The organism is Macrococcoides bohemicum (assembly GCF_016865215.1).
Lineage (GTDB): Bacteria > Bacillota > Bacilli > Staphylococcales > Staphylococcaceae > Macrococcoides > Macrococcoides bohemicum.
Genome location: NZ_CP054482.1, coordinates 247294 through 269708 on the forward strand (window position 1 = coordinate 247294; position 22415 = coordinate 269708).

Genomic DNA, 22415 nt, shown 5'->3' on the forward strand with positions numbered 1-22415 from the left:
CGTTTATTATATAAAACAAGCAAGAGTGGAACAATTTAGTTCCGCTCTTGCTTGTTTGTCAGAGATTAATCTTTTAGTAAAAACGCTTCTTCGTCACGTGAATGAATTTCATTAACGATAATCAAACTTCTAAAATAATCGATAATTTGAGTGGAGAATCCTTCGCTTTCCATCTGTGTTTTAATCTTAGCGACGACTTGGCGCATAATATCATGATCACGTGTGAGTTGTTGAACTTTATCATGTAGTTCAGGATTATTATTTTCCGCTTCTGTATAGAAACCATCTGCTTCTTCCTCAGCATCTGCGTGACTTATGACGCGTGAATCCCAGAAATCGACAAGCGCGATCACTTCCTGAATCACTTCTTCTTCCGTACCGTTTTGGTATGTTCTGATCAATTCATCTGTCATATTCACAGCAAGGCCTAACCCTGTATCGTGAATTTGTTTATGTGCATGTAGTTGTCTTAATGATGGTCCGACTGGCATACAATCATCTCCGTTCAGTATATTTACCACTATTGTATTATAGAAAATATAATAAAAAGACTAGGGGATTCCCTAGTCTTATATTTTTCAGATGTATAGTGATGATTAATGCTGATGACTTTGTCCACGTTTACTTGTAACAAAACCAATCACTAAAATTGATAGTAATACACCCCAGAAGATCAGTTGCCACATCATTGAATGCGGGAAGTCATGCGGTAATACGTGGATGGAATCATGTGCTAATACAAGCACGACAAGTTTAATGCCAATCCAGCCTACGATTGCAAATGCTGCAGCTTCAAGTCCAGGATATGTTTCCAGAATTTTGATGAAATATGTTGCTGCAAATCGCATTAACACAACGCCAAGCATACCTCCGATAAACATAACGGTGAACTGTCCGGCGTTTAGTCCCATGAAGTCAGGACCAACTTTAGGCAATGTAACCGCGATTGCAATTGCTGCCAACATTGAATCAATTGCGAATGCGATATCTGCACCTTCAACTTTCAGAACAGTCATCCAGAAGCCACTACCTTTAGGCATTGCTTCTTCTTCTGCAATATCAGGTACGCTTTCATCATCGACATGATTTTTCTTTTTGAAATAAGTATATAAACTCTTTATTGACATAAAGATTAGATATGCTGCACCAAGTGCTTGTATCTGCCAATACTTAGCTAAGAAAGTTATAAAGAATAATGAGATGAATCTAAAGATAAATGCTCCCATTAAACCATAAAATAAAGCTCTCTTTCTTTGTTCTTCCGGTAAATGCTTTACCATCACCGCCATAACAATTGCGTTATCTGCTGCAAGTAAACCTTCTAAAACGATTAAAACAATTACTACCCATGCATACGCCATTAAAATACTTGGATCCACAATAATTCCTCCTTATTTTAATGAATATAAAAAGACCCATGCCAAATATATTGGCAAAGGTCTCACTGAACAGTAATTGTTCCATAACGCCGGAAGTTCCAAAACTTCGTAATGACGACGTTACGCTTAGGGTCTCCCCTTGAGCTACTCCCCTTCGACATAAGTCTTAGGATATTCATTTGTTGATTTATTCAAATTATGAATAAATATCATTAAAATCATCTTAACACAGAAATGTGTATATAGCTATAATTTTATTTTATATGAATAATAATGGATGATGAGGATGATATAAATATTAAGTTTGTCAGCATTTAATTTTTCTTTCTGCGATAGAGCCAGATAATGCCTCCGATAATGATAACAGCCATTAAAATATAAATCACATTAGAATAAAGATCGAAATAGTGGAGTAGAACTTCCCAATTCTGACCTAACACCATACCAAGATAAATTAAGACTGCATTCCAGATGAGTGTCCCGACTGTTGTATATAAAATGAATGGAACGATAGACATTTGACTCAAACCAGCCGGGATGGAAATTAAACTGCGAATCAATGGAACAAATCGGCATAGAAATACTGCGGTATAGCCATATTTGTGAAACCATTTATTAGCACTGTGTAAATCATGAATATCAAGTCGCAATATAAAGCCGTATTTATCTACAATTTTTTCGATTCTTCTAAGACCGAGTATGTGTCCGGCGTAATAAAGAATAATAGCCCCGCTTACTGCTCCAAGCGTTGAAGCAATAAGCATTCCTATGAACGTGAGTTTTGGAGACTGGTCAACCATAAACCCGCCAAATGTTAAGATTACTTCTGATGGGATTGGAGGAAAAACATTTTCAAGTAATATTAAAAAAAATACACCAAAGTATCCGAATTGTTCCATAACTTTCATAATCCATTCCTGCATATCGTCACTCCAATAGTTTTAGTAAATACTATTTTACCTTATATGCCTTGATATATTCAAAACAAATGAAAGAATAAGAATTTTACTTATGAGATTACATAAAATATCACGTTACGATTATTATGGGATTTAGAGGGTATAGGTAAATGATTACTAAGAACTTTTAAGGAGTGACATAATGAATAAGTTTAGACAAATTACAGCATCTGAATTATTTCCAACTGAACAATTAGGGCCAGAGATTTATGGGACTGTGCATTTTCAAGTAGGGGAGGCATCTGAATTTAGTGGTGCATACATTACAACGAACGAAAGATTATTTATGAATGTTGATATGGGTGAGAAAGTTTATGAGCGTGTTGTAGGATATAATGAAATGAATGATGCATCTATGACAGACGATGGCGTGTTGTTAGATTTCCATATGGGTGGTATCCCGATGACGAATATTACAAAAGGAGATGCAAAGGAATTTGTGGACTTTGTAAATCAGCAAATTGATAAAGTAAAAGAAAGACAAAATAAGGTTTAAAAAGATAGTTTAAAAGCACCTTGATACTTAAGTATCAAGGTGCTTTTAGTATAAATTAAGATGTATTTAAGAATATTTTAAAGATTATTCAACGATTTCTAAAGCAATTTCCATCATTTTTGTGAATGAAGTTTGACGTTCTTCAGGTGTAGTTTCTTCATGTGTTAATAAGTGATCACTTACTGTAAATATTCCTAATGCCTTCACATCTCCGCCAGCGTACGCTGCATTCATATAAAGACCAGCAGATTCCATTTCAACAGCTAAAATACCCATTGAACGCCATTTATCAGTAGCTTCTTTGTTAGCATTGTAGAAAATATCTGATGATAATACGTTACCAACGTGGTTTGGAACGCCTTTTTCATCAGCTAATTGTTTCGCACGCGCTAATAAACTGTAATCAGCGATTGGCGCAAAGTGTCCTGGTAAACCATATTGTGCTACATAATTTGAATCAGTTGATGCACCTTGAGCAATGATTACATCATATACATTAATACCTTCCTGCATTGCGCCACATGAACCTACGCGAATTAAGTTTTTAACACCGAAAGTATGAATTAATTCATATGAATAGATACCGATTGATGGGATACCCATTCCTGTTCCCATAACTGAAATCTTTTTCCCTTTATACGTTCCTGTATAACCAAACATGTTACGTACTTCATTAAATTGAACGACATCTTCTAAATACGTTTCAGCGATAAACTTTGCACGTAATGGATCTCCTGGTAAAAGAATAGTTTCTGCGATTGGATTGTTTTCCGGTTTAATATGTGGTGTTGATTTAGACATAATGTAAGTCTCCTTTATATATAGTATTAATTTCAGTCTACAGAGTAATACAATTTATTTCAAGTCGCAGCGTGATAATATCAGCATTCGTTGGTAGTGGTGCTGCAGCATTCCAGGATAAAGCGTGGATGTTAATAGGTATAGGGGACTTAATCAATACGATGTTAACAGCATCAGCTTCAGTCTTAATTATTTTATGGATTAAAGATAGATTAGGTTCATTGAATATCATCTTATTACCGATTATCGCCGGTGGATTAGCAAGATTTGGTTATTCTGGATTAGTTGGTCCGATTAATGCATTGAAGTTTATGGATGGAAATATAGGATTAAATTTAGTTATACTTGCATTAGCTTATATTGTAATTCCTGTTATTACAGGAGTAATCGTGAATACTTTATGTCTTAAATTTAAAATATATAGTCCTGAAGTGTTCAAATTCCAATCTGGAGAATGAGGAGTGGATTGATGCATGAAAATATTAATGTTTGGTACTAGAGAAGACGAAAAAGAAGCGGCCTTAGCGTGGGCACAAAAAGAAAATGTTGAAGTAACTTTTAATGAAGGTCCATTAACAATGGAAACGGTAGATTTATTAGATGGATACGATGCTGTAACAACGAGTCAGACAGCGCAATTTGATGATACATTGTATGAAATAGTGGCAAATAAAGGTATTAAACAAATTGCACAACGTTCAGCAGGTTACGATATGTTTGATTTAGATTTAGCTTCACAACATGGATTAATCATTTCGAATGTACCAAGTTATTCACCAAATGCAATTGCTGAATATGCAGTAACCGCAGCGATGAATATTATCAGAAATACTGAAAAGATTCAGCGTAAAGTAAGAGCGCATGACTTTACATGGAATAAAACGATTATTAGTAAAGAAATGCGTTCAATGACAGTTGCAATTATCGGTACCGGCCGAATTGGTAGTATTACAGGACGCATTCTTAACGGGTTTGGCGCGAAAGTGATTGGTTATGATTTGTATCCAAATGAAGATGCTAAAGCATTTTTAACGTACACAGATACTTTGGAAGAAGCGGTGCGTCAGGCTGATTTAATTTCTATTCATATGCCGCTTACAAAAGATAATACGTATATGTTCAACGCAGATTTATTCGCTAAAATGAAAGACGGAGTCTATTTCGTTAATACTGCACGTGGTGGTATTGTCGATACTAAAGCGCTACTTGATGCATTAAATTCAGGAAAAGTAGCAGCTGCTGCATTAGATACGTATGAAAATGAAGCACCATACTTCCCAAAAGATTTCAGAGATAAAGAAATTGAAGATAAAGTATTGTTAGAATTAATCGCACGTGAAGATGTACAAGTATCTCAACATATTGCATTCTATACTGAAACAGCAGTTATGAATTTAGTTGAAGGTGGTTTAAATTCAGCGAAAGAAGTTGTAGAAACCGGCAGCTGTGAAAATAGAGTTAATTAATATAATTAAAGAATGGAAGAGGCAAAATTTTGTCTCTTTCATTTTTTTGAATTTTTATGATTTATATGTTAAAGTGCCGTCAATATTTCTTAAGAGAAAAATTATCTTCTAAGTAACTGTGTGGTCATCATCAACAGGAAAGAAAGTAGGATCATAATTGCAACCCATCCCCACGCGAGTAGCATATCATTATTATCTATAGCAACATAGATTGCTGTTGGCATTGTTTCGGTGATGCCTGGAATATTACCTGCAAATATAAGTGTGGCACCAAATTCACCGATCGCTCGTGCAAAGGATAATAAAATGCCTGTGAGTAAGGCCGGTTTAGCAAGTGGTAATATAATATTTGAATAGATTTGTCTTTTTCTTGCCCCGTCTACAACTGCAGCATTGATGATTGCTTGAGGTACTTGTTCGATACCTATTTTAAGGGACTGATACATGAGTGGTAGGGCGACAAGTGTTGATGCAAGAATAGCAGCATAGATTGTGAATATAATTGGTTGATTGAAGAGTTGTTCAATTAACTTTCCAATGATGCTTTTCTTCCCGAATAGCATTAGTAGTATAAACCCGACGACTGTAGGGGGTAAAACCATAGGCAGCATGATAAGGGATTCTAAAATAGATTTACCGGGAAATGATCTAGTGCCTATAAAATGATGGAGCGTTATACCGATGATAAGACTAAGGAATGTTGCAACTGTAGCGACTTTTAATGAAATGAGAATCGGCGATAAAAATGTATCGCTAGTAATAAGTTGTTGCATTGCTAACCTCCTTATCTTTTATTCTGATTAAAGATTTAAGCTTATTATAGCACTATATATGTTTCATGATAATAACGCGATGGAGGGCAATGAAATGAAAAAGAATTAAAATTACTGCATGATTCTGCTTCATTTATTAAAGAAATTATTGCAAAAGCACAAAAAGTGAAATAGCCATTAATACATTATTAGAGAGACGAAAGTCTCTCTTTTTGTGTGGACAATATATTTGATTATTCATGGAATTTGCTATTTAATTACAGGTAAGAAGAGACAGGCGGCGATGATATTGAATAGATTAATACTAAACATTAAACCAAAGACACAATGGTTTCCGCATTTTTATCTTTTAGGGTGTGAAGCAGTAGCAGTGTCGATGGGATTAAGATACAAAGGTGTTAAATTATCTGTAAGAAAGATATTAGCTGAAATTCCGAAACATAAAACAAACCCTTTTAAAGGCTATGTCGGACCGAAACGCATCATCAAAACGGACCGGCATCAAACTGTATTTCCGAACGTGATGGTTGATTATTTAAAACCTTATTATACGGCGCAAGATAGTACTGGAAAATCAATGGCAGAATTAGAACAAGCAATTTTGAATAATCACTCTGTCGTATTATATGCAACACATTTTAAAGTTGAGCCCATTTTGAGAGAATTTAAAGTTGAAGGACGAAAACTTGAATTTGTATCGAACATACATATTACGTTACTTGTAGGTATGGATGATAAATTCTATTATATGATAGATCCACTATGGGCAAAATTTGGATTGATTAAACTTCCTGCACTTTTTCCGATGAAGCAACAATTAATAAAAGTGAAAAGAAAGACATTAGAGAAAAGATACGAGAATGCAGGACGAATGAGTATTATTATTTGAGGTGAGAGAAGTGGAAGAAGCATTGTTTTTAGAGACAGAATTAGAAAGAAAATGGCGTGATTTATTTCGTCAGAATAGAGAATGGATTGAGAAGAGTGCACGAGATGCAGATTTTAATGCTGAGCTCAATCATAAATTGATAGACTGGCTCATAGCACACGATTATTACAAGTTAACGCTTCCGGCAGAACATGGCGGTATGGGAGCTGATATAAAAGCATTGATTTATATACAGGGACAACTCGCTCAACTCGATGAATCGACAGCATTATCAATTGGATGGCATCTTGGTATTGTAGGTGAAGTGTTTGAAGGTGATTTATGGTCTGAAGCAATGATGAATGAATTTATTGATGCGATTCATAATGGTGCCATAATGAATCGCATTGTGTCAGAAAGTGAGATGGGCAGCCCGACAAGAGGTGGTAAACCAAGTACGAATGCGCAACTCATCGATGATAAATACGTGATTAACGGTACGAAAACATTCGCCTCTATGAGTGAGCGACTTACACACTTTATTGTAGGTGCCTTTGATCCTGAACTTAAAGCGATGTGCTTTTATTATGTACCGAGTCATTTAGAAGGTATTGAAATTGTGGATACATGGGATATGGTAGGCATGCGTGCGACAGCGAGTCACGATATTATCTTTAATAATGTTACGATACCAAAAAAATATTTACTGGAAGTAAATCGTGAACGTCGACCAAATGCATGGTTATTGCATATCCCTGCCATTTATCTCGGTATGGCAGAGCGGGCTGTAGATGAAGCGGTAAACTTCAGCAAACACTATCAACCCAATTCTATCGATACGCCTATTTCTGAGATTCCACATATTCAAGATAAAATAGCGAAAATGGAAATATTAAATATGCAATCACGTCACTTTATCTATCATGCATGTGATATGCATAGGGCAGGTAAGACGAACGATTTAGGGGAAACATTTGGTCTCGCAAAATACACGGTTGTCAATAATGGCTTACAAGTAATCGATTTAAGTATGCGCATTTTTGGTGCGAAAAGCTTAGAGCAATCGCGTGTGATGGAACGCTTATACCGTTCAATGCGTGCAGGTCTTCATAATCCACCGATGGATGATGCTGTAGAAAGAATGATAGTAAATAAAATATTGCGTGAAGCATAGACTTGGACATCCAAGTCTATGCTTTTTGTGTAAAATTGATATATTTTAATTTAAAAATAACATTTGATTAATTTCTGAAACCATTTATAATTAAATGGTATTGATAATCAATCTCAATTAGGAGGACGGAAAGATGAAAAAGATAGTAGCGTTATTAATCGCATGCATAATGATTCTTGCGGCATGTGGTGGTACGAGTGATAAAAAAGAAACAAAAGATACTTCAGGGAAAGCAGAAATGGTAGATTTCAAGTTAGATAATGGTAAGACAATCAAGATTCCGAAAGAACCGAAACGAATCGTAGTGATGGGCGCAAGTTATGTCGGAAATTTATTAGATTTAGGCGTTAAACCAGTAGGTGCTGATCAATATGCATTCCAATCAGATATTTTAAAACCTAAATTAAAAGGTGTAGAAAAATTAAACCCTGGTGAAATCGAAAAAATTATTAAATTGAAACCAGACTTAATCTTAACGTTCGATACAGATAAAGATAATTCAAAATATGCTAAGATCGCACCAACAATTCCTTTTACATATACTAAGCATGGCTATCTAGATGTGCATGAATTATTAGGTAAAATTGTCGGTAAAGAAAAAGAAGCAAAAGTTTTTGTGGATCAATGGAAAAAAGAAACGAAAAAAGATGGTGAAGAGATTAAGAAACATTTTGGAGACGATAAAACGTATTCTATCTTCCAGTTCTTCCAAAAAGAAATTTACGTTTATGGAGATAACTGGGGGCGTGGATCAGAAATTATCTATCAGGCTTTTGATTTAAACATGCAGGATAAAATTACGAAAGATGTTAAACCTACAGGCTGGAAAAAAGTTTCTGCTGAAAGTTTAGGCGATTACGCAGGAGATATCGTCCTTATATCTAGTGATACAGGCAAAATTTCAAATACAGTAACTGAGTCTAAAGTGTGGAAAAACATGAATGCTGTTAAAAATAATAAAGTAGTACAATATGATGCTGAAGATTTCTGGTTTAATGATCCTATTTCTTTAGAGCACCAAAGAAAAGTATTAAAAGAAGCATTATTAAAATTAGAAAAATAAATTACTTCAAGCTGAGACTAATGTCTCAGCTTTTTTTAAAACGATTGTAAACTTAATATTTATTTAGGTTAACACTATTGCTATAATAAGATTATTCTGTCAGAAAAGAGGAAGATTATGAAAACAAAAGATTTGGTCATTGTCGGCATGTTTACTGCATTAATTGCTGTGTTAGGTTTATTACCGCCAATAAATATTCCAGGTATCCCGGTACCATTCACATTTCAGAATTTAGGTTTTATTTTAGCGGGTTGTTTACTGGGTAGTCGATTAGGAGGGTTATCTGTTCTTATCTTTACAATCTTAGTAGCTATTGGACTACCAGTTTTGTCAGGTGGACGTGGTGGTTTTGCTTTATTTTTTGGTCCGACTGGAGGTTATATTCTTTCATTCACACTCATTGCGTTTTTAATCGGATTAATTGTTGAACGTATGAAGTCTCCAAAAGTGTGGCAAGTGTTTCTGATTAATGCATTAATTGGTGCATTTTTATGTAATTTAATTGGTGGTACGTTTATGGCATTTAATTTAAAGCAGGATTTATTCACTGCGCTTAAATCAGTGATGGTATTTATTCCTGGCGATTGTATAAAAGCACTGATTGCAGCAATACTTGCTGTAAAATTACGTAATAACCCATCTATTCAAAAAAGTTTACGCATAAATTAATATGCGTAAACTTTTTTTCTCGTATATAAAAGGAAATATTACATTATACATGTTAATATGATGATAATCATATACATATTTACGTTTTTCCTATGATTTAAGAAATATATATAAGAGAGTGGGAAATAAATTGGAAACGATAGCAATGCGCTTTTCTCGTAAAGATGTGGAATTAATGAATGGAAAAGATTTTAGAGTACCTGATGTGTTATTGATAAAGCCATGGTATGTTTCAAGATTCCATCAGGAAAGAAAAAATTGTCAGCATATTAAACAATTGATTACACAAAACCAACTAGAAGTAGAAAAAATGTATGAGGTAAAAATTAAGCTGATAGATCAAAGAACGATTAAACACGTGAATCAATATACATATGAATTAAATTATTATTATGAAGATGTACTGAAAGCAACGGTAATATCAACTTACATTGAAGAGGTGTCTCATGCAGTTTCAAATCACATTGGATGAATTAAAACAATACCGAGATGCAGTTGCTGAAGATTCTGATGTTACATTAATAGAAAAGAAAGTACCTGGCAATTTAGTGATGCATAAAGTAATAACATTACTCAATGTTCCAGAAGTGATTTCTAACCAGGCAACGTTCAAAAATGAGGTGTTCGCAGACGAACGACTATTCCTCGATCTATTTCAGGCAAACGACATGATTGAATATAAAGTGACATATGGTAGACAGCTAAAGTTAGCTGGTACCATTCAATTAAAATAAAGTAGAGGATTTAACCATTAGGTCCTCTACTTTTTCATTTAGTCAGTTATTATTCTTTCGGGATGACTGTAAACATTAAATGTATCATTTCGTACAAAACCTACAGCAGTAATATTTAAGTCTTCTGCAAGTCCTATTGCTAAATCGGTTGGTGCAGATTTACTTAATATTATACCGACCCCAATCTTAGAAGCTTTTATTAAAATTTCTGAAGATATTCTGCCAGAAAAGATGAGTATTTTATCTTTAATTGAGATGTTATTTAATATACAGTGTCCGTACAGTTTGTCGAGTGCATTATGGCGACCGATATCATTGCGGTGTAAGTAGAAATCTTGTCCATCACTGAGTGCAGCATTGTGCAGACCGCCAGTCACTTTAAAATCTGTACTTTGACTTTGCATCGTATGCATCAAATGAAAAATTTCATCAGGTTTGATTGAACGTGTTGTCGTAGCAACTTTTGACGTTTTCATATCATTGACAAAATAAAATTGGCGACTTTTACCACAGCAAGAACTAATCATGCGTTTTGTAAACTGACCTTGTGTTGTATCCACTTCATTCGCTAATTCGATATGACATAATCCTTTAGAATCATCAAGATGAAAATTTTTTATGTCACTATGTTTTCTGATAACACCTTCAGATGCTAGGAAACCCATCGTAAGTTCTCTTAAATATTTCGGTGTACATACAATTGTAGCGAATTCTTCTTTATTCACATATAACGTCAATGGAAATTCATTCGCAATTGTATCCTCAACGTTTATAAATTTACCATCTATATATTTCATCATTTTTTTATGTTGATATACTTCATGACTCATTCAATCAACTCCTATATACATATTATATTACAGTAGATTTAAAAATTATATGTTGTAATTGACTTGCTTCTACAATTATTTGTTCTAGGGATTACCCTACATGCTTAGGGAAATCCCCAATAGTAATCATTTGTGAAACGTTTCATAATCTATGGTAAGAGGACAAAACTGCAAATAAAGGAGTGTTATGAATGGCAATTGGTACGGGATTACGTTTTTTTAAACCTACAGAAAGATTTAATGGCAATTGGTCAGTTTTAGAAGAGAAGAGTCGTGAATGGGAGAAAATGTATAGACAACGCTGGAGCCACGATAAGGTAGTACGTACGACACACGGGGTAAACTGTACAGGATCATGTTCATGGAAAGTGTTTGTGAAAAACGGCATTATCACATGGGAAAATCAACAAATTGATTATCCTTCATGTGGTCCTGATATGCCTGAATTTGAACCACGTGGTTGTCCGCGTGGCGCATCATTCTCATGGTACGAATATTCACCATTACGTATTAAGTTTCCATATGTACGTGGTGTATTATGGCGCCTTTGGCAACAAGCTTTAGAAGAACACGGAGACCCTGTTCGTGCTTGGCAATAGCAACGTTGCTACGCCCTGTAGGAGGTGTGCTTGGTGATAAGCTACGTGCAATGGATGTATTAAAAGTTGTATTTGTCGGATTAATCATTGGGGCAGCGATGCTTTCTATTAATCATCAAATCTTCTTCTTCACTGCAGGATGTTTAATCATCTCTGCTTGTGCTGGTCTAGGTAATGGTCTGATTTTTAAATTAGCTCCAACTTACTACTCTAAACAAGCAGGTATTGTGAACGGTATCGTATCGATGATGGGTGGCTTAGGTGGTTTCTTTCCGCCGCTAGTCATTGCTTTTTGTGCAGCGAGTTTCGGTACAAATAAACCGGCTTTCGCTTTCCTTACAGTGTTTGGTATAATTGCCTTAATAACAATGTTCTGGATGGATAAAAAAGAAGGTAGAAAGTAACGGAATTGAGGGGTAGTAATGACAAGATACGATAGACAAATAAAGTTTTACGGGATTGGTGAAAGTGGTCAATCATTCATCGAAAATGCTACAGTTGGTATTGTTGGGTGCGGCGCATTAGGCACACACTTAGCAGAATCTATTGCTAGAAGTGGCGTAAAAAAAATTGTTATCGTCGATCGTGACTATGTCGAAGTTTCAAATTTGCAACGTCAATCACTTTTTAAAGAATCAGATGCTGAACTGAGCACGCCTAAAGTTGTGGCATGTGAACGAGAACTAAAGAGTATACGCAGTGATTTAGAACTTGAAACTTATATAGCACATTGTGATGCGTCGCTTCTTGAAGCGGCGTTTTTGCAATGTGATTGTATATTAGATGCGACAGATAACTTTGAAACACGATTAGTTATCAATGATTTTAGTTATAAATATAATATACCGTGGATTTATGGTGCATGTGTTGAATCAACATATGTCGCTTGTCCGTTTATTCCAGGTGTAACACCATGCTTTAACTGTGTAATGGGCATACTTCCTGTAATGAATAGAACATGTGACACTGTAGGAATTATAGAGCCTGCAGTTAATCTTGCGACAAGCTATCAAATGATGTATTGTATGAAAATTTTAAGTAAAAAATCATTTGATGCAAAACTCATATTCGGTGATGTATGGCAGATGGATCACACAGCTTTGAAATTTTCTAAAATGTTTGATGAAAGCTGTATGACATGTGGTAAAAATAAGACCTTTCCTAATCTATTGTTTAAGCAAACAGAGACGATGCTTTGCGGGCGAGATACAGTGCAATTTATGACGTTAAACTTCAATGAAGAGAAACTTATTCGTCATTTAAAAGAACAAAATATTGTGTTTAATGTAAATCCTTATTTTATAAGGTTTAAGTTTATGGATCGACCTATGATATGGTTTAAGGGTGGCAGATTGTTAATTCATGAAGTGAAGACAGTCAATGAAGCCAAAAAAATCTATAATCAATTATTTGGATAGGAGGATATCAATGTATAACGAACATGAAAATATCGAGCGTAAACAGTTAAAAGTAGGTGTAATTACAGTGAGTGATACACGTGACTATGAGACGGATAAAGGGGGAAAGGCAGTAATTAAACATCTAGCTGATATAAATATTTCTGTCGATAAAACACACTATTCAATCGTAAAAGATGATCAGGCTGAAATTCGAAAGGTGATTCAACATCTTTTACACGAGAAGGTAGATGCGATTATTACAACAGGCGGGACGGGAGTTGCGAAGCGCGATGTGACGATTGAAGTAGTGAAATCAGTCATCGATAAGGAATTGGAAGGGTTCGGAGAAATTTTTAGATTTTTAAGTTATACAGAAGATGTAGGACCGCGTGCGATTCTTTCACGTGCGATTTGTGGCACGAAAGATAACACGGTCATCTTCTCAATTCCTGGTTCAGTTGGTGCAGTAAATTTAGCGATGAAAAAGCTCATTACACAACAGATTCATCATATTGTGCATGAGCTTACAAAATAATTAACGGTTAAAATCGCCATTTTTTCCACCGGATTTTGACTCTAAATATGTTGGGCCGATAATCATGCTTTTATCAACTGCTTTAGTCATATCATAGATTGTCAACGCTGTGGCGCTTGCTCCAGTTAATGCTTCCATTTCTACACCAGTCTGACCGGTTGTTTTAACGGTGCAAGTAATCAGTATTTCGTAACCATCTGTTGTATCCCATTCAAATGCAATATCGATGCCGCTCAAATTAAGCGGATGACACATCGGAATAATTTGTGCGGTGTTTTTGGCGGCCATAATGCCTGCAACTTGTGCAACACCAAGCACATCGCCTTTTTTATTAGTATGGTTGATGATCTGTTCGTAAATGATTTCATTTACTTTGATTGAACTTTTAGCGACAGCAGTGCGCGTAGAAATTTGTTTGTCTGAAACATCTACCATCTTAGCTCTACCTTGTTCATTAAAGTGAGTCAATTCGCTCATCGAATTACTTCCTTTCTTATATAATTATATTTATAATACTACAATTTTAGAGCGGGAGGATATATATGTTAGAGAAAAGAACGCCAATACCTGTTAGTGAAGCGATTGAGAAATGTATCAAATATGCCAAGCAAAAAGAAGTTATAGAAATTAACTATCTTGAAAGTTTAAATTATGTTTTAGCAGAGGATATCATCGCTACTTATGATATCCCGATGTTTGATAAGTCTCCATATGATGGCTTTGCAATTCGTAGTGAAGCAAGTGCTGGAGCGAGCGGAGACAACCGCATCACTTTTAAAGTAGTTGACCATATTGGGGCTGGTAGTGTAAGTGAGAAGGCACTCAAAGATAATGAAGCAGTGCGCATTATGACAGGTGCTGAAATTCCTGCAGTTGCTGATGCAGTTGTAATGCTTGAACAAACTGTAGCTACAGATGATGGGTTTACACTAAGAAAGCCATTTACAAGTGGTGAGAACATTTCATTCCAGGGTGAAGAGTGCAAAAAAGGTGATATAATCCTCGAGCGAGGTACGTTCATCAATGCTGGAGTGATTGCGGTACTTGCAACCTTTTCTTATGCAACAGTGAAAGTATATAAAAAGCCATCAGTTGCGATCATCGCAACTGGAAGTGAACTTGTTGATATCGATGAAGCGTTATCACCTGGAAAAATAAGAAACTCAAACGGTCCGATGATTATGGGATTATGTAAAGATATGAATATCGAAGTTCTGAATTATCATGTCAAAGCGGATGATTACGATACTCTGTATCAGGCAGTACATGATGCATATCAAAAGCATGATATCGTTATTACTACTGGTGGCGTAAGTGTCGGCGACTTTGATTATATGCCGCAAATTTATAAGGACTTAGCAGCTGAAGTATTATTCAATAAAATTGCGATGCGCCCAGGTAGTGTAACGACAGTTGCTGTAAAAGAAAATAAATTTTTATTTGGATTATCGGGCAATCCAAGCGCGTGCTATACAGGATTTGAATTATATACACGTCCAGTGTTACGAACGATGATGGGTGAAAGAGATGTCTATCCGACATTTGTAAAAGCTGTATTATCCGAAGATTTTACGAAAGCTAACCCTTTCACGCGGTTTATTCGTGCGGATCTAGACTATAGAACGATGACTGTAAAACCTAGCGGATTTAATAAAAGTAATGCTGTAATAGCGATTGCTACGAGCAATAGTATGATTGTGCTGCCAGGTGGTACGAGAGGATTTGTGACTGGGGATACAGTTGATGTATTGGTAAATAGATTGTCGCCTTCAGACGGTGTCCCATGGTAAAAATATTACAAGTAGTAGGATATAAAAAAAGTGGCAAGACAACAATTATGAATACAATGATTCGTTTATTAAAGGCTAAAGGATTATCAGTTGCTGTTATTAAACATCACGGGGACAAAAATGGTGACGAAATTGATATACCTAAATCACGTGATCACATTACTTATATGGAAAGTGGTGCTGATGAGAGCATTGTACAAGGTTATCAGTTTATACACAAGCTAATGAAACAAGAAGATAAAGATGCACTGAATAATTTAGACGATATTATTCAGCACGAAGTAACCTCTCATCCGGATGTAATCCTTATAGAAGGTTATAAGCTGGCAAATTATGATAAAATAGTATTATTTAAATCGACTGAAGATGAGTATGATTTAAAAAGATTAAACAATATAAAGTTAATGGTTGATACGTCAAAAGATCAACAGGAATGCACTACAATGATTAAGACATTTATAAACAAATGGGTGGATGATACACGTGAAACAATTTGAAGTTGTAACGATGCCAATCGATGTTGAGCATTATAGAAAGATGACTGTAACACCGCACCAAGGTGCAGTTTGTGTATTTACAGGCATTGTCCGTGAATGGACGCAAGGGATTAAAACAGAGTATTTAGAGTATGAAGCATATATTCCGATGGCTGAGAAAAAGCTCGCACAAATCGGTAAAGAAATTAATGAGAAATGGCCAGGAACAATTGTAAGTATTGCGCATCGCATCGGAAATTTACAAGTATCAGAAATTGCCGTTGTAATCTGTGTGTCTAGTCCGCATCGTAAAGATAGTTATGCTGCGAATGAATACGCAATCGAACGTATAAAAGAAGTCGTCCCGATCTGGAAAAAAGAAATTTGGGAAGACGGAGAAGAATGGATTGGTGGCCAACGCGGATACCATCCAAATTACAAAGGATGATATAAATGAAAATATTATATTTTGCACATATTAAAGCTAAAGTGAATCGTTCTCAGGATGAGTTTACATTTACTGAGCCTATTTCAGTAAATGACTTGAAAGCACACTTAGGAAAGACATACCCAAACATTCAAGGTGAAAGCTATCAAATAGCTGTGAATGAGGAATTTGTTAAGTATGACGAAATGATTCAAAATAACGATATTGTTGCACTCATTCCCCCGGTAAGTGGTGGTTAGATGATAGGTGTAATACTTGCGGGTGGTAAATCTTCTCGTTTTGGAAGTCATAAATCGCTATATCCACTCGATGAGAAACCATTTTATGTACATGTTTATCATGCAATGATTGAAAGTGGTATAGAGCGAATTGTACTAAGTTCAAATAAGATGTTATCGCAATATTTTATAGATGATATAAAGATGCGTAAGCTTGAAATTGAAGTAATTGTTGATGAAGTATCTTATAAAGAATGTGGACCATTATCAGGCATTTATGCTGTAATGCATGCAATTCCAAATGAAGACTATTGTGTAATTTCTGTTGACACACCTTTTGTTACTTCAGTCGCGATTCGTTACCTGATTGAGATGGCAGGAATACACCATAGATCAAATGCCATCTTATATCAAGATAATGAGCAAATACACAGAACGATTGCTGTATATCGCTATGCGTTATTACCAAGCGTAAAAGAATCGCTTGATGCAGGACGACTTGCCTTAAAAGAATTGACGCAGCAAAATGCGAAATTAATTCATATCAATCGTATTAACAGTACACCATTTTGGTATGAAAATATCAATACAAAAGAAGATTTAAAACGTGTCCTAAAATTAAGGAGTGGATATTATGGGACAAATAACAGATAAATTAGGACGTCCGATCCGCGATCTTAGAATTTCAGTAACGGACCGTTGTAATTTTAGATGCACATATTGTATGCCGAAAGAAATATTCGGAGATGATTATGTCTTCTTACCGAAAGATGAGTTGCTTTCATTTGGAGAACTTGTGAGGTTGGCAAAAATTTATGCTAAGTTAGGTGTAAAAAAGATTCGAATCACAGGCGGTGAACCTTTACTACGACGTGATTTGCCGACGCTTATTGCTGAACTTAATAATATTGAAGGCATTGAAGATATTGGTTTGACTACAAATGGCCTATTATTAAAGAAACATGGGCAGGCATTATATGATGCTGGATTACGTCGTATTAATGTATCGCTTGACGCATTGGATGAATCATTTGAAGCAATCAATGGGCGTGGTATTAAGGCTAACCAAATTTTAGAACAAATTGATTATGCAGTATCTATCGGTCTGAAAGTGAAGATGAATATGGTTATCCAAAAAGGTTTAAATGATGATCAGATGATACCGATGGTGCAATATTTTAAAGATAAGAAAATTACGTTACGTTTCATTGAATTTATGGATGTGGGTAATGATAATGGCTGGAATTTTGATAAAGTTATCTCTAAAAAAGAAATGATTGAAGCCATTTCCAAAGCATTTGACATCCAACCCGAAGCCCCAGAGTATTTCGGTGAAGTGGCAAAGTATTATACGCATGATAATGGTGCAAAACTTGGATTTATCACGAGTGTTTCTGAGTCATTTTGCTCAAGTTGTACGCGTGCACGTTTAAGTTCTGACGGTAAGATATTCGGTTGTCTTTTTGCGACTGATGGTTATGATATCAAATCATTTATGAGAAGCGGTGTAAGCGATGAAGCACTTGAAGCAAAGCTTACCAAACTTTGGAACAATCGTAGTGATCGTTATTCAGATGAACGCACTGAAGAAACTGTAAAAAATAGAAAAAGGAAAAAAATCAATATGAATTATATCGGCGGATAATTTTATTGTTATATAAATATAATAATAAAATTATATGTAAACTGATTGTATCGTGTTCGTATAATGATAAATAATAGTAAGATAGCATTTGGTCTGTTTTTAAGACTAGGTGCTATTTTTATGTTTTATTATTTGGATTAAACGTTTATAATAGTTGAGTAAAGACTTTTTGTAACTGATTAGGGAATACTGGCTTCATTATTATTTTATTTAGAGGTGACCTATGGAAAGGGATAAAAAGTTAATGTTAAGAAAAGCAGTAAAGCCGTATGAGAAATCTGAATTTCAGTTGAGTATCATACAAATTTTTAATACGCTCGTACCTTATTTACTATGTATTATTTTAGGCATGTTTGCGTATCAGGTTTCACCATTGATTTCAATTGCACTTGGTGTAGTTGGGGCGTTCTTTTTAGTACGTAGTTTCATTATTTTTCATGATTGTTGCCATGGTTCGTTTTTTAAGAACAAAAAGTGGAATGATCGTTTAGGAAATTTCACAGGATTTTTAACGTTATTTCCGTATCAGCAATGGCGCAGAGAACATAATATTCACCACGCTACGAGTGGGAATTTAGATAAAAAAGGTGTCGGTGATATTTGGATGATGACAATTGAAGAATACGAAGCTGCTGATAAGAAGACGCAACTTGCTTATCGCATATATCGAAATCCGTTTGTAATGTTTGTAATTGGTCCGATTTATTTATTGCTTATTTCAAATCGATTTAATCGTAAAAATGCAAGGCAAAAAGAAAAGATCAACACATGGCTGCATAATATAGCAATCATTGTAGTATATGGAGCGATTATTTATTTCTTCGGTTTCGGAATGTTTGCTGCAGTATTTATTCCAGTAATGTTTGTCGGAGGAATGCTTGGGATTTGGATGTTCTATATTCAGCATACCTTTGAAGAGTCTTATTTTGAAGAAAATTCAGAATGGGATTATGTAAAAGCTGCTGTTGAAGGTAGTTCATATTATAAGCTACCGAAATTGTTACAGTGGTTAACAGGAAATATTGGTTTCCATCACGTGCATCACTTAAGTCCGAGAATTCCAAACTATTACTTAGAGAAAGCACATGAAGAAACGCCGCCTTTACAGCATGCAACAACGATTACTTTAAAGAGAAGCTTAGAATCAATACGATATAAGTTATATGATGAGAAAAAGAAAGTGTTTATCACTTTTAAAGAGTATTATCAAAACTATGCAAATAAAAAAGTGATATAAAGTAACTAACATGTTAATAAAATGAAAAAAGGATTTGGACATTTGTCCAAATCCTTTTTATGATTTAAAGAATACTTCTATGATATGGTCGAGTTGTGCTATCGTAAGGGTCAGTGTATGTTCTCCTGTTTTATCAAGCATTGCTTTTGTATTTGTTTCATCAAAAGTAATTGATTTTTTAAAATAAGGTTCGAATACTTCGATATAACCATTCAGGATAGCTTCCTGGTCGTTCATCGTATATTGTTCACTCGTAGGTGCAACAGTCAACTGATTGAAGTTTAAATACTTTTTGATGATTTCTAGTATTGCTAAGTTTTCGGGTGGTTCGTTGTTTGTGATATGATAAATTTTCTTATCTTCGGCGTTTGGTATTGCGCGTGTCAAAACACGTACAACGTAATCCACTGGAACTAAGTTAGATGTACAGTTATTATCTGCAAATAATCTATATGTATGCTTATCGCTTTCTGGATTACGATCCATCTTGCGTTTAAAGACTTTCAATGCTTTCATAAAGCCGTACATTGTAAACTTAGAGTCCGCTTCACCTGTAACTGAATCTCCGATGATAATTGCAGGTCTTAAAATAGACGTCTTCATTTTTGAAGCAGCAACTAAGTGTTCAGCTTTCACTTTACTTTCTTCATATGGATTATTTGTTTCAGCGTTGATATCATGTAATACTTCTTTTGCATCTTCAAGTATACCCACAGTATAAGCCGTGGATACATATAGGAAATGTTTCGTATTGATTTTTTCAGCAAATGCTAATGCATGCTGAGTACCTTCATAATTAATCTTAAATAAATCTTCTCTTAAATCTTCATCAAATTTTACGAGTGCCGCTAGATGATAGAAATAATCCATAGCTGGAAGAAGCGAAATCGTATCGTTATCTACGCCAAAATCTTCTGCAGTAATATCACCTTTAATAAAATGCAATCTGTCTTTATTGTCTTCTGTAATAAGTTTATTTTTACGATGTTCATCACGGTACAGAACATAAAGTTCATAGTCTTTATTGTAAAGCAAATTATCGATTAGTTGAGCGCCGACAAATCCAGTTGCGCCCGTTAAAAATATTTTCATATTAGTTCACATCCAAAAATTTTATAGTATAAATTATTGTCCTATAATTTATAGCTATAGTAAAGACATACGAAAAAATTAAGAATATAAATGTGCTTTTCTACCATGTAATATGTAATATGCAATGCCACCTATAATCACAAAGATGCTCATATAGCCATATAAGCCATGTAAACCAATTATAGGGATAAATATACCAAGAATGTATGGCCCAAACCCAAGTGCAAAGTCTAAAAAGATAAAATAAGTACTTGTAGCAAGACCCATCTTTTCGTGATCAGTAACTTTTACTGCGATTGCTTGAGCGATGGACTGGAAGTTACCATAACCAAAGCCTAGGAATGCAGCACTTAAAATTAACATCCAGGATGAATGTGTGAAGCTTAGTGTTAATAATCCTAAGAAATAAGATACTAATGCTGGATACATTACGATATTTGTCCCTCTATTATCCATTAACTTACCTGTAATAGGTCTTGAAACCAATACAACGCCTGCATAAGTTAAAAAGAAAAAACTGCCTGCAGTAATTAAGTTATTCTCTTTGGCGAAGAAAGAAATAAAACTGAGTACACTCGAATACGCTGTACAACAAATGAGAACGACGATAGAAATCGGAATGGCATTTATATCGATGTAATCTTTAATACTGAATCCACTTGGAGCATTTGAATGTAATCGTTTCACTTCTTGATTTACAGTGACCTGTGGCAATAATAGTAAGCCTATCATCGCAAGAACTAAACAAAAGATGAATAATTGTCTGAACGTAATGATTTGTAATAAAGATAATCCTAAAAATGGTCCGATAGCAGTAGCCATAACAGTACTCATACTAAAATAACTGATACCTTCACCACGACGTTTCATCGGTGTAATAAATGCAGCAATTGTCCCTGTAGCTGTAGAAGCGATACCATTCCCAATTCCATTTAAGAATCTGACAAGTAGCAATAAAGTAAGGTTGAAAGAAGTGAAGTAAAGTGCAGTAGTAATTGTAAAGATGATAACGCCGATAATAAGTACTTTCTTCTGGCCATAAACATCGATATTTTTACCTGCCCAAAACCTTCCGAATAAACTTCCGACAATAAAGATACCAGATACGAGACCTGCTGTACTTGTTGAAACATGATACTCATCTACAGCATAACCGCCGATTGTTACAAGTAATAAAAACATCGATAACATTAATATAAAATTGATTAAAGAGACCATGATAAATGGTTTAGTCCATAATTTTTCTTCCAAATATAACAAATCCTTTCTAATCTTCAGTAATTTTAATTGTTGAGAGTGCATCGTTAATAGTTTGTAAAGTTTCAACATCGATATCCTTTAAATAAGTGGTCTGAACAGATGTAATCATTATCATGACTTCTTCATAGACGGTATATCCTTTGTCGGTAGGGGTGAGGAGCCTTAATCTTTTATCTTGTCCGACTGAACTTTTAATAAATTCATTATTAATAAGAGACTGAATTATTTTTGTTGCGGTAGGTTTTTCGATATTACGTATCCTGGCGATTTCTACTAATGTCGTTGATTGCTTGTGCACGATTATCTTGAGTACAAGCCATTGTGCGGAGGAGAGACCATATTGATTTAATGATTTGTTCATATAATCAACATATGCTTTTCTTATGGCAAGAATCTGATCGAATAAGTGTATCTGTTGAAGTTCTCTGGACATCTTATATACTCCTTTATATAGTTAGGCTAACTAACTATATAAGTATATGAAAATAAATTAAATATGTAAA

28 protein-coding genes and 2 pseudogenes are annotated in these 22415 nt (G+C 34.9%); 20 read left to right on the plus strand and 10 right to left on the minus strand.

What is annotated here, in order from left to right; translation table 11 throughout:
- Positions 1-65 precede the first annotated feature (65 nt).
- The 3 genes from HT586_RS01285 to HT586_RS01295 form a co-directional block, all read right to left on the minus strand.
- Positions 66-491 carry a hypothetical protein gene (locus HT586_RS01285; RefSeq protein ID WP_133353819.1) on the minus strand — a complete coding sequence of 142 codons (426 nt, stop codon included), beginning with the start codon at positions 489-491 and terminating at the stop codon, positions 66-68.
- 105 nt (positions 492-596) lie between these two features.
- The gene (locus HT586_RS01290) at positions 597-1379 is read right to left on the minus strand and encodes a TerC family protein (protein WP_133353820.1); all 783 of its coding nucleotides are present in this window, start codon (positions 1377-1379) and stop codon (positions 597-599) included.
- Between the two features lie 314 nt (positions 1380-1693).
- Positions 1694-2302, minus strand: coding sequence for a DedA family protein (locus HT586_RS01295; protein WP_203546066.1), 609 nt, complete (start codon positions 2300-2302; stop codon positions 1694-1696).
- A gap of 178 nt (positions 2303-2480) precedes the next feature.
- On the opposite strand from HT586_RS01295, the gene HT586_RS01300 reads away from it, so the two are divergent.
- Positions 2481-2834: a hypothetical protein gene (locus HT586_RS01300; RefSeq protein WP_096077573.1), complete on the plus strand. Its 354-nt coding sequence runs from the start codon at positions 2481-2483 to the stop codon at positions 2832-2834.
- 84 nt (positions 2835-2918) lie between these two features.
- Here HT586_RS01300 and deoD read toward each other — a convergent pair whose 3' ends face one another.
- Entirely contained in the window at positions 2919-3635 is a 717-nt protein-coding gene (gene deoD / locus HT586_RS01305) for a purine-nucleoside phosphorylase (protein ID WP_096077572.1), read from the minus strand.
- 56 nt (positions 3636-3691) lie between these two features.
- On the opposite strand from deoD, the gene HT586_RS01310 reads away from it, so the two are divergent.
- Positions 3692-4093, plus strand: a complete 402-nt coding sequence (locus tag HT586_RS01310) for a PTS sugar transporter subunit IIC (protein WP_269152469.1) — start codon at positions 3692-3694, stop codon at positions 4091-4093.
- 15 nt (positions 4094-4108) lie between these two features.
- On the plus strand, positions 4109-5101 hold the full coding sequence (locus HT586_RS01315; protein ID WP_203546068.1) for a D-2-hydroxyacid dehydrogenase: 993 nt from the start codon (positions 4109-4111) through the stop codon (positions 5099-5101).
- A gap of 101 nt (positions 5102-5202) precedes the next feature.
- Here HT586_RS01315 and modB read toward each other — a convergent pair whose 3' ends face one another.
- Positions 5203-5874, minus strand: coding sequence for a molybdate ABC transporter permease subunit (gene modB / locus HT586_RS01320; RefSeq protein ID WP_111745254.1), 672 nt, complete (start codon positions 5872-5874; stop codon positions 5203-5205).
- Positions 5875-6103: 229 nt separating this feature from the next.
- Between modB and HT586_RS01325 the strand changes: the two genes are divergently transcribed.
- The 6 genes from HT586_RS01325 (at position 6104) to HT586_RS01350 (ending at position 10382) form a co-directional block, all read left to right on the plus strand.
- Positions 6104-6763 carry a C39 family peptidase gene (locus tag HT586_RS01325; protein ID WP_133353826.1) on the plus strand — a complete coding sequence of 220 codons (660 nt, stop codon included), beginning with the start codon at positions 6104-6106 and terminating at the stop codon, positions 6761-6763.
- A 10-nt stretch (positions 6764-6773) separates the two neighbouring features.
- Positions 6774-7916, plus strand: coding sequence for an acyl-CoA dehydrogenase family protein (locus HT586_RS01330; protein ID WP_203546069.1), 1143 nt, complete (start codon positions 6774-6776; stop codon positions 7914-7916).
- 133 nt (positions 7917-8049) lie between these two features.
- Positions 8050-8979: an ABC transporter substrate-binding protein gene (locus tag HT586_RS01335; protein WP_203546070.1), complete on the plus strand. Its 930-nt coding sequence runs from the start codon at positions 8050-8052 to the stop codon at positions 8977-8979.
- A 117-nt stretch (positions 8980-9096) separates the two neighbouring features.
- Positions 9097-9648 carry a biotin transporter BioY gene (locus tag HT586_RS01340; RefSeq protein ID WP_096077567.1) on the plus strand — a complete coding sequence of 184 codons (552 nt, stop codon included), beginning with the start codon at positions 9097-9099 and terminating at the stop codon, positions 9646-9648.
- Positions 9649-9778: 130 nt separating this feature from the next.
- Complete coding sequence (locus HT586_RS01345) at positions 9779-10120, plus strand: hypothetical protein (protein WP_203546071.1); 342 nt, start codon at positions 9779-9781, stop codon at positions 10118-10120.
- Entirely contained in the window at positions 10095-10382 is a 288-nt protein-coding gene (locus HT586_RS01350; RefSeq protein ID WP_096077565.1) for a hypothetical protein, read from the plus strand. Before HT586_RS01345 ends, HT586_RS01350 begins: the two co-directional genes overlap by 26 nt.
- A gap of 38 nt (positions 10383-10420) precedes the next feature.
- On the opposite strand, the gene fdhD is transcribed toward HT586_RS01350, so the two are convergent.
- Positions 10421-11212: a formate dehydrogenase accessory sulfurtransferase FdhD gene (gene fdhD / locus HT586_RS01355; RefSeq protein ID WP_096077564.1), complete on the minus strand. Its 792-nt coding sequence runs from the start codon at positions 11210-11212 to the stop codon at positions 10421-10423.
- A 191-nt stretch (positions 11213-11403) separates the two neighbouring features.
- On the opposite strand from fdhD, the pseudogene narZ reads away from it, so the two are divergent.
- From narZ to HT586_RS01375, 4 genes and pseudogenes are all read left to right on the plus strand, one after another.
- Positions 11404-11805, plus strand: a pseudogene (gene narZ, locus HT586_RS01360) (nitrate reductase subunit alpha); the annotation flags it as partial.
- Positions 11802-12215: pseudogene (locus HT586_RS01365) on the plus strand (MFS transporter); the annotation flags it as partial. The pseudogenes narZ and HT586_RS01365, both read left to right, overlap by 4 nt.
- Before the next feature lie 18 nt (positions 12216-12233).
- Positions 12234-13229, plus strand: a complete 996-nt coding sequence (locus HT586_RS01370) for a ThiF family adenylyltransferase (protein ID WP_203546072.1) — start codon at positions 12234-12236, stop codon at positions 13227-13229.
- 10 nt (positions 13230-13239) lie between these two features.
- Positions 13240-13746, plus strand: coding sequence for a MogA/MoaB family molybdenum cofactor biosynthesis protein (locus tag HT586_RS01375; RefSeq protein WP_203546073.1), 507 nt, complete (start codon positions 13240-13242; stop codon positions 13744-13746).
- Here HT586_RS01375 and moaC read toward each other — a convergent pair whose 3' ends face one another.
- Positions 13747-14223: a cyclic pyranopterin monophosphate synthase MoaC gene (moaC, locus tag HT586_RS01380; RefSeq protein ID WP_096077557.1), complete on the minus strand. Its 477-nt coding sequence runs from the start codon at positions 14221-14223 to the stop codon at positions 13747-13749.
- Between the two features lie 65 nt (positions 14224-14288).
- Between moaC and HT586_RS01385 the strand changes: the two genes are divergently transcribed.
- From HT586_RS01385 to desA, 7 genes are all read left to right on the plus strand, one after another.
- On the plus strand, positions 14289-15536 hold the full coding sequence (locus tag HT586_RS01385) for a molybdopterin molybdotransferase MoeA (protein WP_203546074.1): 1248 nt from the start codon (positions 14289-14291) through the stop codon (positions 15534-15536).
- The gene (mobB, locus tag HT586_RS01390) at positions 15530-16033 is read left to right on the plus strand and encodes a molybdopterin-guanine dinucleotide biosynthesis protein B (RefSeq protein WP_203546075.1); all 504 of its coding nucleotides are present in this window, start codon (positions 15530-15532) and stop codon (positions 16031-16033) included. Before HT586_RS01385 ends, mobB begins: the two co-directional genes overlap by 7 nt.
- A complete protein-coding gene (locus HT586_RS01395) occupies positions 16020-16460 on the plus strand; it encodes a molybdenum cofactor biosynthesis protein MoaE (RefSeq protein WP_096077554.1) in 441 nt (146 codons plus the stop codon). Before mobB ends, HT586_RS01395 begins: the two co-directional genes overlap by 14 nt.
- Before the next feature lie 5 nt (positions 16461-16465).
- Positions 16466-16699 (plus strand): MoaD/ThiS family protein, encoded by a 234-nt coding sequence (locus HT586_RS01400; protein ID WP_203546076.1) that lies wholly within the window; start codon positions 16466-16468, stop codon positions 16697-16699.
- Positions 16700-17332 carry a molybdenum cofactor guanylyltransferase gene (gene mobA, locus HT586_RS01405; RefSeq protein ID WP_203546077.1) on the plus strand — a complete coding sequence of 211 codons (633 nt, stop codon included), beginning with the start codon at positions 16700-16702 and terminating at the stop codon, positions 17330-17332.
- A complete protein-coding gene (moaA, locus tag HT586_RS01410; RefSeq protein ID WP_203546520.1) occupies positions 17310-18323 on the plus strand; it encodes a GTP 3',8-cyclase MoaA in 1014 nt (337 codons plus the stop codon). Before mobA ends, moaA begins: the two co-directional genes overlap by 23 nt.
- Before the next feature lie 223 nt (positions 18324-18546).
- Positions 18547-19560: a Delta(5) desaturase DesA gene (desA, locus tag HT586_RS01415; RefSeq protein ID WP_203546078.1), complete on the plus strand. Its 1014-nt coding sequence runs from the start codon at positions 18547-18549 to the stop codon at positions 19558-19560.
- A 57-nt stretch (positions 19561-19617) separates the two neighbouring features.
- Here the strand turns inward: desA and HT586_RS01420 are convergent, their stop codons facing one another.
- The 3 genes from HT586_RS01420 to HT586_RS01430 form a co-directional block, all read right to left on the minus strand.
- Positions 19618-20652, minus strand: coding sequence for an SDR family oxidoreductase (locus HT586_RS01420; protein ID WP_096077550.1), 1035 nt, complete (start codon positions 20650-20652; stop codon positions 19618-19620).
- Between the two features lie 78 nt (positions 20653-20730).
- Entirely contained in the window at positions 20731-21903 is a 1173-nt protein-coding gene (locus HT586_RS01425) for an MFS transporter (RefSeq protein ID WP_232508194.1), read from the minus strand.
- Positions 21904-21919: 16 nt separating this feature from the next.
- On the minus strand, positions 21920-22345 hold the full coding sequence (locus HT586_RS01430; RefSeq protein ID WP_203546079.1) for a MarR family winged helix-turn-helix transcriptional regulator: 426 nt from the start codon (positions 22343-22345) through the stop codon (positions 21920-21922).
- Positions 22346-22415: the final 70 nt, after the last annotated feature.